The sequence below is a fragment of the Mesorhizobium sp. M0028 genome (assembly GCF_040323855.1).
GTDB lineage: Bacteria > Pseudomonadota > Alphaproteobacteria > Rhizobiales > Rhizobiaceae > Mesorhizobium.
The window spans coordinates 194,894-207,010 of sequence record NZ_JAMYVG010000002.1; the positions used below are offsets into that span (position 1 = coordinate 194,894).

General features: G+C 63.9%; 15 protein-coding genes and 1 tRNA gene. 10 read left to right on the forward strand and 6 right to left on the reverse strand.

All coding sequences use genetic code 11. The annotated features are described in order from the left end of the window. Positions 1–10: 10 nt before the first annotated feature. The 3 genes from NKJ93_RS05965 to NKJ93_RS05975 are packed head-to-tail and all read left to right on the forward strand — an operon-like array spanning position 11 to position 2,903. Positions 11–928, forward strand: a complete 918-nt coding sequence (locus NKJ93_RS05965) for a dihydrodipicolinate synthase family protein (protein ID WP_352494095.1) — start codon at positions 11–13, stop codon at positions 926–928. Further along, on the forward strand, positions 925–1,935 hold the full coding sequence (locus tag NKJ93_RS05970) for an ABC transporter ATP-binding protein (RefSeq protein ID WP_352494231.1): 1,011 nt from the start codon (positions 925–927) through the stop codon (positions 1,933–1,935). Before NKJ93_RS05965 ends, NKJ93_RS05970 begins: the two co-directional genes overlap by 4 nt. After that, on the forward strand, positions 1,935–2,903 hold the full coding sequence (locus NKJ93_RS05975) for an ABC transporter ATP-binding protein (protein WP_352588133.1): 969 nt from the start codon (positions 1,935–1,937) through the stop codon (positions 2,901–2,903). The genes NKJ93_RS05970 and NKJ93_RS05975 overlap by 1 nt, the downstream gene beginning before the upstream one ends. A gap of 16 nt (positions 2,904–2,919) precedes the next feature. Here the strand turns inward: NKJ93_RS05975 and NKJ93_RS05980 are convergent, their stop codons facing one another. The 3 genes from NKJ93_RS05980 to NKJ93_RS05990 all read right to left on the reverse strand — a co-directional run bounded on the left by NKJ93_RS05980 (position 2,920) and on the right by NKJ93_RS05990 (position 4,555). Beyond that, positions 2,920–3,633 (reverse strand): haloacid dehalogenase type II, encoded by a 714-nt coding sequence (locus NKJ93_RS05980; protein WP_352480990.1) that lies wholly within the window; start codon positions 3,631–3,633, stop codon positions 2,920–2,922. Between the two features lie 290 nt (positions 3,634–3,923). Then, on the reverse strand, positions 3,924–4,256 hold the full coding sequence (locus NKJ93_RS05985; RefSeq protein WP_023721333.1) for a DUF167 family protein: 333 nt from the start codon (positions 4,254–4,256) through the stop codon (positions 3,924–3,926). After that, a complete protein-coding gene (locus tag NKJ93_RS05990; RefSeq protein ID WP_023721332.1) occupies positions 4,253–4,555 on the reverse strand; it encodes a YggT family protein in 303 nt (100 codons plus the stop codon). The genes NKJ93_RS05985 and NKJ93_RS05990 overlap by 4 nt, the downstream gene beginning before the upstream one ends. A 164-nt stretch (positions 4,556–4,719) precedes the next feature. On the opposite strand from NKJ93_RS05990, the gene NKJ93_RS05995 reads away from it, so the two are divergent. From NKJ93_RS05995 to NKJ93_RS06025, 7 genes are all read left to right on the forward strand, one after another. Further along, a tRNA-Ala gene (locus tag NKJ93_RS05995) sits at positions 4,720–4,795 on the forward strand. Between the two features lie 629 nt (positions 4,796–5,424). Further along, positions 5,425–6,324 carry a DMT family transporter gene (locus NKJ93_RS06000; RefSeq protein ID WP_023721331.1) on the forward strand — a complete coding sequence of 300 codons (900 nt, stop codon included), beginning with the start codon at positions 5,425–5,427 and terminating at the stop codon, positions 6,322–6,324. After that, positions 6,321–6,950, forward strand: a complete 630-nt coding sequence (locus NKJ93_RS06005) for a LysE/ArgO family amino acid transporter (RefSeq protein ID WP_023721330.1) — start codon at positions 6,321–6,323, stop codon at positions 6,948–6,950. Before NKJ93_RS06000 ends, NKJ93_RS06005 begins: the two co-directional genes overlap by 4 nt. A gap of 65 nt (positions 6,951–7,015) precedes the next feature. Next, the gene (locus NKJ93_RS06010; protein ID WP_352588136.1) at positions 7,016–7,366 is read left to right on the forward strand and encodes a hypothetical protein; all 351 of its coding nucleotides are present in this window, start codon (positions 7,016–7,018) and stop codon (positions 7,364–7,366) included. Beyond that, positions 7,357–7,854, forward strand: a complete 498-nt coding sequence (locus NKJ93_RS06015) for a hypothetical protein (RefSeq protein WP_352588139.1) — start codon at positions 7,357–7,359, stop codon at positions 7,852–7,854. Before NKJ93_RS06010 ends, NKJ93_RS06015 begins: the two co-directional genes overlap by 10 nt. Positions 7,855–7,905: 51 nt before the next feature. After that, the gene (locus NKJ93_RS06020; protein WP_352588142.1) at positions 7,906–8,592 is read left to right on the forward strand and encodes an LOG family protein; all 687 of its coding nucleotides are present in this window, start codon (positions 7,906–7,908) and stop codon (positions 8,590–8,592) included. Further along, a complete protein-coding gene (locus tag NKJ93_RS06025; protein WP_023721327.1) occupies positions 8,589–8,810 on the forward strand; it encodes a hypothetical protein in 222 nt (73 codons plus the stop codon). The genes NKJ93_RS06020 and NKJ93_RS06025 overlap by 4 nt, the downstream gene beginning before the upstream one ends. Here NKJ93_RS06025 and NKJ93_RS06030 read toward each other — a convergent pair. The 3 genes from NKJ93_RS06030 to NKJ93_RS06040 form a co-directional block, all read right to left on the reverse strand. Then, on the reverse strand, positions 8,807–10,861 hold the full coding sequence (locus NKJ93_RS06030; RefSeq protein WP_023721326.1) for a M3 family metallopeptidase: 2,055 nt from the start codon (positions 10,859–10,861) through the stop codon (positions 8,807–8,809). The genes NKJ93_RS06025 and NKJ93_RS06030 overlap by 4 nt on opposite strands. Positions 10,862–10,951: 90 nt before the next feature. Beyond that, the gene (locus NKJ93_RS06035; RefSeq protein ID WP_023721325.1) at positions 10,952–11,362 is read right to left on the reverse strand and encodes a hypothetical protein; all 411 of its coding nucleotides are present in this window, start codon (positions 11,360–11,362) and stop codon (positions 10,952–10,954) included. 11 nt (positions 11,363–11,373) lie between these two features. After that, complete coding sequence (locus NKJ93_RS06040) at positions 11,374–12,018, reverse strand: carbonic anhydrase (RefSeq protein ID WP_023721324.1); 645 nt, start codon at positions 12,016–12,018, stop codon at positions 11,374–11,376. Positions 12,019–12,117 lie beyond the last annotated feature (99 nt).

A 12,117-nucleotide genomic window follows, 5' to 3' on the forward strand; every position in this document is an offset into this window, starting at 1 on the left:
GTTCATCAAAATGCCCCTGTTTACCGGCGTCGTGCCACCTGTCGTCACCCCGCTCAATGCCGATTTCAGCATCGACTTCCCGTCGTTCACCCGCACCATCGAGAACCTGCTCGACGGCGGTGTCCACGGGCTGTTCGTGCTCGGCTCGACCAGCGAGGTGGTCTTCCACGACGAGGCAGGCCGCAGGGCCATCCTCGAGCATGCAGTCAAGGTCAATAACGGCCGGGTTCCGATCTTCGCTGGGGTCATCGACCCGACGACCGATCGTGTCATCAACCACGCACGCATCGCCAGATCGGCCGGCGTCGACGCTATTGTTGTCACCGCGCCGTTTTATACCCGCACCAGCCAGCCGGAGATCGGCGACCACTTCCGCTATATCAAGGATGCGATCGACATTCCCGTCATCGCCTACGACATCCCGGTCTGCGTTCACGTCAAGCTGGAGCGCAAGACCACGGTCGGCCTCGCCAGGGAAGGCGCCATCGCGGGCATCAAGGATTCCAGCGGCGATGACGGCAATCTGCGTTACGTGCTCAAGGATATGGCCGACGATCCGGGTTTCTTCGGCATGACCGGCTCCGAGATCCTGGTCGACAGTGTGCTGGCCATGGGCGCGCATGGCGTCGTGCCGGGCCTCGCCAATGTCGATCCGCACGGCTATGTCAGGCTGTGGAAGCTGATGCAGGCCGGCCAGCATGCCGAAGCTCGCCTGGAGCAGGAGCGGTTGTTGAAGCTGTTCGAGATCGTCTGGATCTCGCTTGGCAGGACAAGTGCCGGCTCGGCCGGCGTCGGCGCCTTCAAGGCAGCGATGAAGAGCCTCGGCATCATCGCCTCGAACACCATGGCGCGGCCGCAACGCAGCCTGAACCAGGAGGAAACCGCGAAGATCGATATGATCCTTCGCGATGTGGGGCTGCTCCGCTGAGTGTCGCGCCGATCCTCTCGATTTCCGGCCTGCGCGCGGTGTTCCGCATTGCGGGGCGCGACATCGCGGCGGTAAGGGATGTCGACCTGACGATCGGCGCCGGCGAGACGGTGGCGCTCGTCGGCGAATCCGGATCCGGCAAATCCGTCACCAGCCTGTCGATCATCGGCCTGTTGCCAAAGAGGGTCGGACATATTGCCGAGGGGTCGATCGCGCTGCGGCGCAAGAACGGCACGGTCACCGAGTTGACCGGCCTCGATGCCGAGTCGCTGCGCAAGATACGTGGCAACGAGATCGGCATGGTGTTCCAGGAGCCGATGACCAGCCTCAACCCGGTCTACACGATCGGCGAGCAGATCGCCGAGCCGATCCGCATCCATCTCGGCAAATCGCACCGCGAGGCAGAGGCAGACGCGGTGCGGCTGCTGGAGCAGGTCGGCATTCCCGATCCGAAGCGGCGGGCGCGACAATATCCGCACGAACTTTCGGGCGGGATGCGCCAGCGCGCCACTATCGCCATGGCCCTGTCCTGCGATCCAGGCTTGCTGATTGCCGATGAGCCGACGACCGCGCTGGACGTCACAATCCAGGCCCAGATTCTCGATCTTTTGGCCGAGCTGCAGGCGCAGCGCGGCATGGGCATCCTGTTCGTCACCCACAATCTCGGCGTCGTCGCCGAAATCGCCGACCGGGTAGCGGTGATGTATGCCGGGCGTATCGTCGAAACAGGTCCGGTGAGCGAAGTGTTCACCCGCCCGCGTCATCCCTATACGGTGGGGTTGATGCGCTCGGTGCCGAGGCTCGGCGAGGCCACGGCGCTGAAGGTGGCGGGAACGCCGCTGCCGACCATTGCCGGAAATGTTCCGTCGCTCGCCTTGCTACCCAAAGGCTGTTCCTTCGCGCCGCGCTGCCCGATGGCTATCACTGCCTGCCGCGCCGCGGTCCCGCCACTATTTGCGGCGACGCCGACCCAGCAAAGCCGCTGCCTGCGCTGGGAGGAGCTCTGATGGACGGCGCCCCGTTCCTATCGGTCAAAAACCTGACCAAGCATTTTGCGCCGACCGCGTTTTCGCGCGGCCCCATCGTCAGGGCACTGGAGGATATTTCGTTCGAGGTCAGGCGTGGTCAGGTGGTCGGGCTGGTCGGCGAATCCGGCTCCGGCAAGACCACGATCGGCCGCTCGGTGCTGCGTCTGATCGAGCCGACATCCGGCCAGATCAGCTATGGCGGCACCGACATCACCAGGCTGGGTGCCGCCCAGTTGCGCCGCCAGCGCCGCAAGATGCAGTATATTTTCCAGGATCCCTTCGCCAGCCTGTCGCCGCGCATGACGATCGGGCAGATCCTCACCGAAGGCTTGGACATTCAAGGCATTGGCAGGAAATCCGAGCGGCGGGCGAAGGCCGAGAAGGCACTTGCCGCGGTCGAGTTGCCGGTCGACGCCTATGATCGCTACGCCCATGAATTCTCGGGCGGCCAGCGCCAGCGCATCGGCATCGCCCGGGCGCTGACGCTCGAGCCGGAATTCATTGTCGCCGACGAGCCGGTCTCGGCGCTCGACGTCTCGATCCAGGCCCAAATCATCAATTTGTTGCGCGACCTGCAGCTCCGGCTTGGGCTGACCATGCTGTTCATTTCGCACGATCTGGCCGTGGTCGAGTACATCTGCGACACGGTCATCGTGCTCTATCTCGGGCGCATCATGGAGGTTGCGCCGGCGGCCGAGCTCTATGCCCGGCCGCAGCATCCCTATACGCGCGCGCTGCTGTCGGCCATTCCGTCGCTCGATCCGTTGGCCAGGCAAGACCGGCAGGTGCTCAAGGGCGATATTCCCAGCCCGGCAAACCCGCCGTCGGGCTGTGTTTTCCGGACCCGTTGCCCGTTTGCGCTGGAGGCTTGCGCCGGGGCTGTGCCGCCGCTGAGGGCGACAGCCGAGGGTCATCTGAAGGCCTGCATCCGCGACGACATCGCTTAGGTTTTTTGCCCTGTGCCTACGCGAGAACTTGGGCGAGATGGACAAGGTCGTCGGCCACAAAGTCCCAGCTCTCAAGAGGCGAGAGATCGGTCGTCTGCGCCGGACCATGCTCTTTCGGCCGAGCAACAAAAGCGGTTCCGATACCGCACCTTCGTGCCGCAGCCAGGTCGTCGTTATGCCCGGCGACTAACACGGCCTCCGAAGGTCGCACCCCCAGGATCTCCACTGCGCGGAGATAAGCCTGTGGCGCAGGCTTGTAGGTGCCGAACACATCCGAGCCAAGGACGGTGTCCCAAGGCAGGCCGGCGCGCTTGGCAATATCCAGTAACAGCCGGGTATTGCCCCCGGACAACGGCGCGATGATGAAGCGTTCCCTCAGCCTCGCAAGGCCTTTCAGCGAATCGGGCCACGGCTCCAGCCGATGCCAGGCGAGATTGAGTTCCTCAACTTCGGCGGCCGGCAGCTCGGATGGGGTCAGCCCGAACTGGACGAGAGCGGCGTCCAGATTCTCCCGGTTTATCCCGTCGAGTGAAACGAAAGGCCGGTGCCCTGTCCGCACCGCTTCGGTCGAGGCGTCATAACGCAACGCCCATGCATCGGCGAATTCACCGGGATCGACCTGCTGTGCACCATTTCGCGCGAGGAAGGCGCCGGCCTCCCTTGCGATACCGCTGCGCCAGTCAACGACGGTTCCCAGAACATCGAAGAATAGGACTCGAATAGTGGTCATATTGAGCTTCCGGTCGGGGTTGCGGTGCGTGTCCTGCCGCATCGGTCGCGATAGGACGGATCGACCTCGTCGAGCTGCTGATCAGATAGTCGAAATGTTTAAAAGCCTGATCGCGAAGGTGGTTCCCCCAACCTCATTGAAACGTCATCGACGCCAACCCATATGCAATCGGCGTCGGATGTTTCCTCCCATTCGTCCGGCGCGTTCCCCTCTGAAGGTTTTCGACCTTCACATCTGGCCGGGCTTGCAGCCCGGCCTTTTTTCTGCCGGGCTCGGTGAGCGAGCCGAGATCATGGCGCAGGCGTGCCGGGCGTATCGATGCGTTTGGTCAGCGCCGCGGGATCGCCAAGCACGCGCAGCGTCTTCAGTCGCGCGGTGCCGCCGGCGACGACCGAGACGGCTGATGCGGGTACGTCAAGCGCCTTGGCGACCAGCCTTTCCAGCGCTCGATTGGCGGCCCCGTTTTCCGGCACGGCGCGGACACGGGCTTTTAAATAGCTTCGCCCATCCGCCGATGTCTCGATGCCTTCCAGCCTGTCCATCGCTGATTTCGGCGTCAGCCGGACGAACAGGTCGATGCCGTCGGCGCGAAGTCGAAAGAAACGGTTCGTCCCGTGACTCACATCGATCCGATACCGAACATCGGCTGAACCGTCGTGTCTAGGAAGACGCTGATAAATGTCAGCGCCAGCAACAGGATGATCGGCGAGATATCGATGCCGCCAAGGTCCGGGAGAATGCGGCGGATCGGCCGCAATGCCGGCTCGGTCAGTCGATAGAGCATGTTGCCGATCGAGTCGACAAGCTGGTTACGCGAATTGACGACGTTAAAGGCGTAAAGCCAAGAGAAGATAGCCGCGCCAATCACAATATACCAATAGATATTAATCGCGGCATGCAGCGTGTAAAAGACTGCGATCATCGGTTGCTCCTTGCGAACGCCCGACATGTAGCCACTGCAGGGGAAAGCGGCAAGAGCCGCCTCTGCCGCATGGCGAAGCCGGACCAGCGGCAGACGAGAATTCGGCGACACGCACAGCCTTGACAGGAAACCTCAGCGGCCGATAAAAGCCCCATCCGCTGGACGGGGCTGTAGCTCAGCTGGGAGAGCGCGTCGTTCGCAATGACGAGGTCAGGAGTTCGATCCTCCTCAGCTCCACCAGCGGATTTTTCGAATCCCCTTGCCTGGTTGCATGCCGAAGACAGCGGCCTTGGGCGCTGTTCCGCTTGCGCAAGCTTACTCGGGCAGGGGCGATTTCGCGACGCCGAGAGAAGGCCGCTCGCGACTTGCGGCCATCGACCGGCGTTTACGAACGCGTTAGGCATCGGGCGGCAAAGATCAGCCTCTCAGGTCGCTCGTCCGGCAGGCCAGAGGGCGTTGCCTCCTTCTCCAACCTTCCGAACGACCCCCTAACCTTGCTGCGCTGAGCGTCGCTTCGGCACCATGACCACCTCGAAAAACGCCCCGTAAGCCATCCGTAAGCCACGTTATCGGAACCTCACCCCGTCGATAAAAGTCGATTGCCGCAGGCCCTTCGCCTGTGTCCATCGATCAGGCGGCGGGGGTTTGAAATGGCGGCTACTTCAGCACTTCGAGACAAAATCCGCGACGCCGGACCGAGCGCGCAGAGCGGTTCCAAAGGTTCTCAGCGCGGCCGGCACACAGCACCACCGGCAGCCTGCAAGCGCAGTTCCAGCGCGTCTTCAGGGCGTGCCGGCCGAAGCCCGCCAGGCTCTCGCAAACAGCTTGAATCGGCACATGCCTGCAATCGGCTCTAGGGGGAAGAGCCGATGTCGAAGCTTCACGCCAACCTGCTTCTCCTGCTTGCCGCCGCTTTGTGGGGTTTCGGCAATGTCTCGCAGAAGACTGTGCTCGGATATCTCGACCCGCTGAGCGCGGCCGGCATGCGCTGCCTGATCGCCGGACTTCTGGTGCTGCCGCTGATGATTGGAGAAAGCCGGGTAGCGAAGACCAAAGGTTTTCGCGCCAGCTTGGCAAGGGTCGGCGCGCTATTCGCCATTTCGATCGTTCTGCAGCAGATTGCCTATCTCGGCACCTCGGTCACCAATGCCAGCTTCCTGATCAGCACCGCGACCGTGATGACGCCGGTTGCAGCGTGGGTTCTGGTCGGGGAGCGGCTGACCGCGACGGTCGGGTTTGCCGCCGGCATGACCCTGATCGGCGCGCTGCTATTGTCTGGCGGCATCGCCGGCTTCAATGGCAGCGACACGACGGTGGTGCTGTCGGCCGCATGCTATGCATTGTGGACGGTCGAGCTCGGCCGCCACATGCAAACCCATGGGCGCCCGTTTGCCACCATGGCGGCGCAGTTCCTCGGCACTGCGGCGGTCACCCTGCCGCTAGCCCTCTCGCATGGCAATTTGTCGGTCGCGACGGCACTCGATGCCTGGCCGCAACTGCTTGTGCTCGGCGTGTTCTCGACTGCCGCCGGCTTCGGCATCCAGACCGTTGCCCAGCGCTTTACCTCTGCCAGCCACGCAGCGGTGATCGTCAGCGCCGAAAGCCTGTTCGGCGCGACTGGCGCCGCCCTTTTTCTCGGTGAGCGGATCTCGCCCATGGGGGCTCTCGGCGCGATGATGATGCTCGGCACCATCCTCTATCTCGTCACCTCGCCCGGGCCGGCGAATCCGGCCGATCCCGTCATATCATCGCTGGAGGGAGCTCCATGAGCTTTGCCGACGCGAGCGGATTCCAGGCTGGGCTTGCGCTCGGCATGGCCTCGATGGCCTCGATAGGGCCGAACAACCTGATGATGATCAGGGAAGGCTTGCTGCGCGGGCGGGTGATGTTCGTGGCGAGCCTGGTGTGGGCGACCTATGTCGCCCTGATCGCCATCTCCTATATGCTCGGCAGCTCGATCGCCGGCCTCGATCCCTCACTCGGAACGGCGCTCTCCTGGCTTGGCCTGGCGGCGGTCTCCTGGTTTGCGGTGAAATCCTTTCGTGCAGCATTGGCCGTCGGCGAGGCCGAGGACCGCTCCGGCAAGGCCGAGACCAGCCGCTCCTGCGTAGCCCGCGTCATGGGCGTGGTCGGGATGAACCCGCTGACCTACGTCGAGCGGCTGTTCGTGCCGGCGGCGTTCGGCCAGTCTTTCGCTGCGAGTGGTACGCAGCTCGAATTCATGGTGACGCTGATCCTGATGTCGGCGCTCGGCTGTTACGGCTATGCGCTCGGCGGCGGCCTCGTGGCGCCGCTGCTGCGCAGCCGTGCCAGCCTGCGCATCTTCGATCTCATCTCCGGGCTCATCCTGTCCACCGTCGCATTGGTCATGGCCGTGGGGCTCGTCTCGCCATGACCGCCCGTAGCAAACGCCCGCTCATCGTGCCGTCAAATGCCACCGCAGCTGAAAAGGAGGATCCAATGCAATTCGACAACGACCGTGCGCCGTTCGGCCGGCATTTCGCGCTTTCAATCTGGAACGACGCGCCGGCCAGCTGGCGTGATGCCTCCGGGCTGGTCGATCGCCTCTCCTTCGAGCCGTCGATTATCGACTTAAAACCGAAATCTGCCGGCCCCAGTCGGACCGCCCGGGCGGTGTCGCGATTTGCGGCTGCCATCCGGGCGCGCATTTCCGGTCCGGGCGGCTACTACAATCTTGGCAACGCGCTGGGGCTGGCAATGGGCGTGGCGATGCACTCACCACCGGCCCTGAATGGGGTGCCGGCACCCTGTTCGACTATTTTGCCGGCAGCGGCAGCGCCGTGGCGTTGACGCTGGCGACGTCGATCTTCTTCTGCAGCGGCGAAGTCTATCACCGCGCCTGGGCTGGCCGCGATGTCCCCGATCCGGCGCTTAACCGGCGCGCCGATCTCCTGTCGGGGCTCGGCGCGATCGGGCTCGGCGTAGCGCTGTTCCTGCTCGGCCAACCGGTGCTGGCTGCGACTGCCGGACTGCTGCATGCGTTGGGAAAATTCGGCAGCGCCGTGCCCGGCATGATTGTGCCCGGCTGGCCGGCCAGGTGGCCCGATCCGTTCCGCAGCGCAGTGTTGGCCAGCCGCCTGCCTGCGGCATCGGCGGCAGCCCTTTCGGCCGGCTCCGCCGTGCCTGAAGTGTGGTCGGGGGCCTCACCCGCCCTTGTCACCGCGCCGCTGACATTGCTCGCCTGCTACGCGCTGTGGGCGAGGGCCGACCTTCTGCTGTTTGCCGACGCCGGCGAAAGCCCACCAACCCGTTCCGCCGCGGCGGGGCAGGGCGACTAGAGCCGCGCCCGCAGGACCATCGTTCAACTGAAGCCAAATGGAGACAGAGCCATGTTCGGAATTTTCAATGACGACGATGCGCCTTCCCTGGAGGGGCTGCTCTATCCGACGCAGACCCGTATCGGCACCGTCTGCGTGTTCGGCGGCGCCCGCGCCGGCAACGACCGGCGCCTCGCGCAAGCGGCCGCGGCGCTGGGCCGCGAAATCGGCAGTGCCGGCATCCGCCTCGTCTATGGCGGCGGCGGTGAAGGGTTGATGGGCGCCGTGGCTTCCGCGGCGGCAGACGCCGGCGGCGAGGTGACCGCGATTGCGCCGCACTTCCTTCTGGAGCGGATGCGGATGCCGCGCGGCGTCGCCCAAATCATAGCGGTTCCGGACATGCACATGCGCAAGCGGCTGATGTTCGACTATGCGGATGCATTTGTAGCGCTGCCGGGCGGAATCGGCACCATCGAGGAACTGGCCGAAGTGATGACCTGGCGCAAGCTCGACCGGCACGACAAGCCGATCCTGGTCGCCGACTTCTTCGGTTTCTGGTCGCCCTGGCTCGACCTGCTCGATCATCTCGAGGAGGCGGGGTTTCTCAGCGGCCACGTGTCGACGGCATGTCTTGTTGCCGACGTGCCGGCGGCAATCCTGCCGATGCTGCAGCGCGGCGTCTGCTTCACGCAAACGCAGCAAGGCGCGAGTACCGTCGGGCGCACCGCTCAATCTCTGGCACCCGTGGCGACACCATGACCGGAGCTGTCGATATGAAGGACCGCTTCGAAGCCATAGCGAACCCAAGCTGCCGGTTCGATATCTGGGACAATGAGAGCGGCGAGCCCGTGGTCCATCGCGGCCGATTGCTCTCCTTTGCCACGACCAAGACGGCGGAGCGGATCGCCGGCTTCCTCAACGAGACAGCCGCGGCCGGTGAGGCCGAGCCGGCCCGAGAAGGGCCGGGCAAGGCTTAGACCAGTCCGCGCTTGGCCATCATTGCTTCCGGTGAAGGCATCTTGCCGCGGAAGGCGGTGTAGAGTTCTTCGGGGTCCTTCGAGCCGCCGGCGGCGTAGATGTTCTTGCGCAGCCGCTCGGCCAGCGCCGGGTTGAACGGATCGCCTGCTTCCTCGAAGGCGGCGAAGGCGTCGGCGTCGAGCACTTCCGACCACATGTAGGAATAATAGCCGGCCGAATAGCCATCGCCGGCAAAGATATGGCCGAAATGCGGAGTGCGGTGACGCATCGCGATGGTGTCCGGCATATTGAGCCTTTCGAGCGTTTCGGCTTCGAAACGAAGCGGCTCTTGCGGCGCCTCCGGGCGCGCATGGTAGGCCATGTCGACCAAGGCCGAGGCGGTGAACTCGACCGTGGCGAAGCCGGCGCCGAAGGTGCGCGCCGCCAGCATCTTGTCGACCAGCGCCTTTGGCATCGGCTTGCCGGTCTTGACATGCAGCGCATGTTTTTCCAGCACCGCCGGTACCGTCAGCCAGTGCTCGTAAAGCTGCGAGGGCAGCTCGACGAAATCGCGGCTGACCGAGGTGCCAGCGACCGATGGCCAGGTGACGTCGGTCAGCATACCGTGCAGGGCATGACCGAATTCGTGGAACAGCGTCTTGGCTTCATCGACCGACAGCAAGGCGGCCTCGCCGGCCGGCGGCTTGGCGAAATTCATGATATTGTAGATGACCGGCTTCGAGCCAGGACCAAGCTTATAGCCGGATTTGAGTGCACTCATCCAAGCGCCGGAGCGTTTCGAGGGTCGCGCGAAATAATCGGCGAGGAAAAGGCCGCGCTCGCTGCCGTCGGCATTCTTCACGACGAAAACACGTGCGTCCGGATGCCAGGTGGCAATGCCCTTCTTTTCCTCGAAAGAAATGCCGAACAATCGTGTCGCCACGTCGAAACAGGCGTCGATGATGCGGTCGAGCTGCAGATACGGCTTCAGTTCGGCCTCGTCGAAAGCGAATTTCTCGGCGCGCAGCTTCTCCTGATAGAAGCGCCAGTCCCAGGCGGCGAATTTTTCATTGCTGCCGGCCTCGGCCGCCAGCCGCTGCAATTCGGCCTGGTCGGCGGCGGCCTTCTCCAATGCCTTTTTCCAAACCGGGTCGAGCAGCGTATGCACCGCCTCCGGCGTCTTGGCCATTGTGTCGTCGAGCTTCAACGCGGCATATGATTCGTAGCCGAGCAGCTTCGCCTTTTCGGCGCGCAGGCGCAGCATGTCGCGCACTACGTCGGTGTTGTCGGTGGCGCCGCCATTCTGGCCACGCATGATGAAGGCGCGGAACGCCGTCTCGCGCAGGTCTCGGCGTTCTGAGAAGGTCGAGAACGGCTCGTAGATCGAACGCGACAAGGTGACGGCGTAGCGGCCCTTCTGGCCGCGCATCTCGGCGGCTTCCGCCATCGAGCTTTTCAGGAATTCCGGCAGGCCGGCAAGGTCAGCCTCGTCGAGGAACAGCGCCCAGTCGCGCTCGTCGGCAAGCAGGTTCTGGCCGAAATTGGTGCCGAGCGACGACAATTCCTCGTTGATCGACGCCAGCCGCTTCTTGCCTTCGGCGTCGAGCTTGGCACCGGAGCGGACGAAGTTTTTCCAGGTCTTTTCCAGTACGCGCAGCGTTTCGGCATCGAGCTTCAGAGTCTCGCGGCGTTGATAGAGATCGTCGATGCGGGCAAAGAGGCGCTCGTTCATCGAGATCGCCGAGAAATGCCGCGACATCTTCGGCGAAATGTCGCGCTCCAGCGCCTGGATTGCCTCGTTGGTGTGGGCGCCAGCGCGGCACCAGAAGATCGACGAGACATGGTCGAGAGCCTCGCCGGCGAGTTCGAGCGCGGCAAGTGTATTGTCGATGGTCGGCGTCCCGGTGTTGCCGGCAATCGCCTCGATCTCGGCCTCATGCGTCTTCAGGGCGGCGTCGAACACCGGAGAAAAATCACCGTCGCCAATGCGCGTGAAATCGGGCAGGCCGAGCGGCCCTTGCCATTCAGTCAGCGGATGGGCGGCGAGGTCGACGGCGGACGGCATGGGCAAACTTTCGCTGGATGGCGGGAGGAGGCGGATCGTCACCGATGTAGGACGCCGGCCGGCTCCACGCAACAGCACGCCCCGTTCATGATTTCCTCAGTAGCCGTCGCAGTTTTCCGCGATCGCGGCTTGCGAACTGGCGGTGATCTGGTCGTTGGCGACCGCAAAGGTCTCCTGCATCAGCATGTCGTTGCTGGGAAAATCATAGCAGGCGATCACAGTGGTGACGCCGCCCTCGGTCTTCTCGATCCGGTGGCGGATTTCGGCGCCGGCGACGGCGCCTTGCCACTCGGCGATCGAAGCGATGAATTCCTGCTTGCTTTGCACGACGCCGAGGTCGTCGAGCTTGATGCGGACGTCGTCGGCGAGCAGGTCCGACAATTCGGTGCGGTCGGCGACGAGCAGTGCCGAATACCAGCGGTCGATGATCGCGCTGTCGTCGGCGCGGGCGAAATCTGCCGAGCACAGCAGTGCTGCCGCCGCGAACGCGACCGGAATTCGCACCATGCCCTTGTCTCCTACTCCGTCTCCGGCCGCTCGAAATCGCCGGTCTCCTTGTTCATCACCCAAAGCTCACCGGTCGAAATATCGAACCAGGCGCCGTGCAGCGATAGCCGCCCCTTGCCTTCGAGGATCGAGACGCAAGGGAAGGTACGCAGATTGGCGATGGAATATCGGATCGATATGCGCTCCAGCGCGGTCTGGCGCTCGGTCGCGGTCATGAAGGTGCTGGACGATACGGTCTCGGCCGCCGGCGCGATCAGGCTCATCCATTTGCCGATGAAATCACCCGGCGACAACGGCGCGGCCGTGGTGTCGAGTGCCGCGCGGATGCCGCCGCAGCGGCCGTGGCCCATCACCACGATGTTCTTGACCTTGAGGCTCTGCACGGCAAATTCGAGCGCTGCCGATGTCGAGTGGAACTGATCGTCGGGCGCATAGGGGGGCACCAGATTGCCGACATTGCGCAGCACGAACAGTTCGCCCGGCCCAGCATCGAAGATCGCTTCGGGCGCGGCGCGGGAATCGCAGCACGCGACGATCATAGTTTCCGGTGCCTGGCCTTCCCGGGCCAGTGCGCGATAACGCCCGCTTTCGGTCAGATAGCGGCCACTCATGAAATTGCGGTAGCCGGTGAGAAGATGCTCGGGAAGATGGGGCATGGGCAGCGGCGGGAGCCTTTCCGGGTTAAAGGCACGGTTCAATCCCGAAAGGCTCTAGCGCATCGGCCCGAAAATCGGAACCGATTTTCGGAAGGCGGG

Coding starts and splice junctions, on each gene's coding strand:
- NKJ93_RS06005 (WP_023721330.1), top strand. CDS start 6,321: ATGAGCTTTGCCGACGCGAGCGGATTCCAGGCTGGGCTTGCGCTCGGC.
- NKJ93_RS06025 (WP_023721327.1), top strand. CDS start 8,589: ATGACCGGAGCTGTCGATATGAAGGACCGCTTCGAAGCCATAGCGAAC.
- NKJ93_RS06020 (WP_352588142.1), top strand. CDS start 7,906: ATGTTCGGAATTTTCAATGACGACGATGCGCCTTCCCTGGAGGGGCTG.
- NKJ93_RS05990 (WP_023721332.1), bottom strand. CDS start 4,555: ATGATCGCAGTCTTTTACACGCTGCATGCCGCGATTAATATCTATTGG.
- NKJ93_RS05965 (WP_352494095.1), top strand. CDS start 11: ATGCCCCTGTTTACCGGCGTCGTGCCACCTGTCGTCACCCCGCTCAAT.
- NKJ93_RS06010 (WP_352588136.1), top strand. CDS start 7,016: ATGCAATTCGACAACGACCGTGCGCCGTTCGGCCGGCATTTCGCGCTT.
- NKJ93_RS05980 (WP_352480990.1), bottom strand. CDS start 3,633: ATGACCACTATTCGAGTCCTATTCTTCGATGTTCTGGGAACCGTCGTT.
- NKJ93_RS06035 (WP_023721325.1), bottom strand. CDS start 11,362: ATGGTGCGAATTCCGGTCGCGTTCGCGGCGGCAGCACTGCTGTGCTCG.
- NKJ93_RS06040 (WP_023721324.1), bottom strand. CDS start 12,018: ATGCCCCATCTTCCCGAGCATCTTCTCACCGGCTACCGCAATTTCATG.
- NKJ93_RS05975 (WP_352588133.1), top strand. CDS start 1,935: ATGGACGGCGCCCCGTTCCTATCGGTCAAAAACCTGACCAAGCATTTT.
- NKJ93_RS06000 (WP_023721331.1), top strand. CDS start 5,425: ATGTCGAAGCTTCACGCCAACCTGCTTCTCCTGCTTGCCGCCGCTTTG.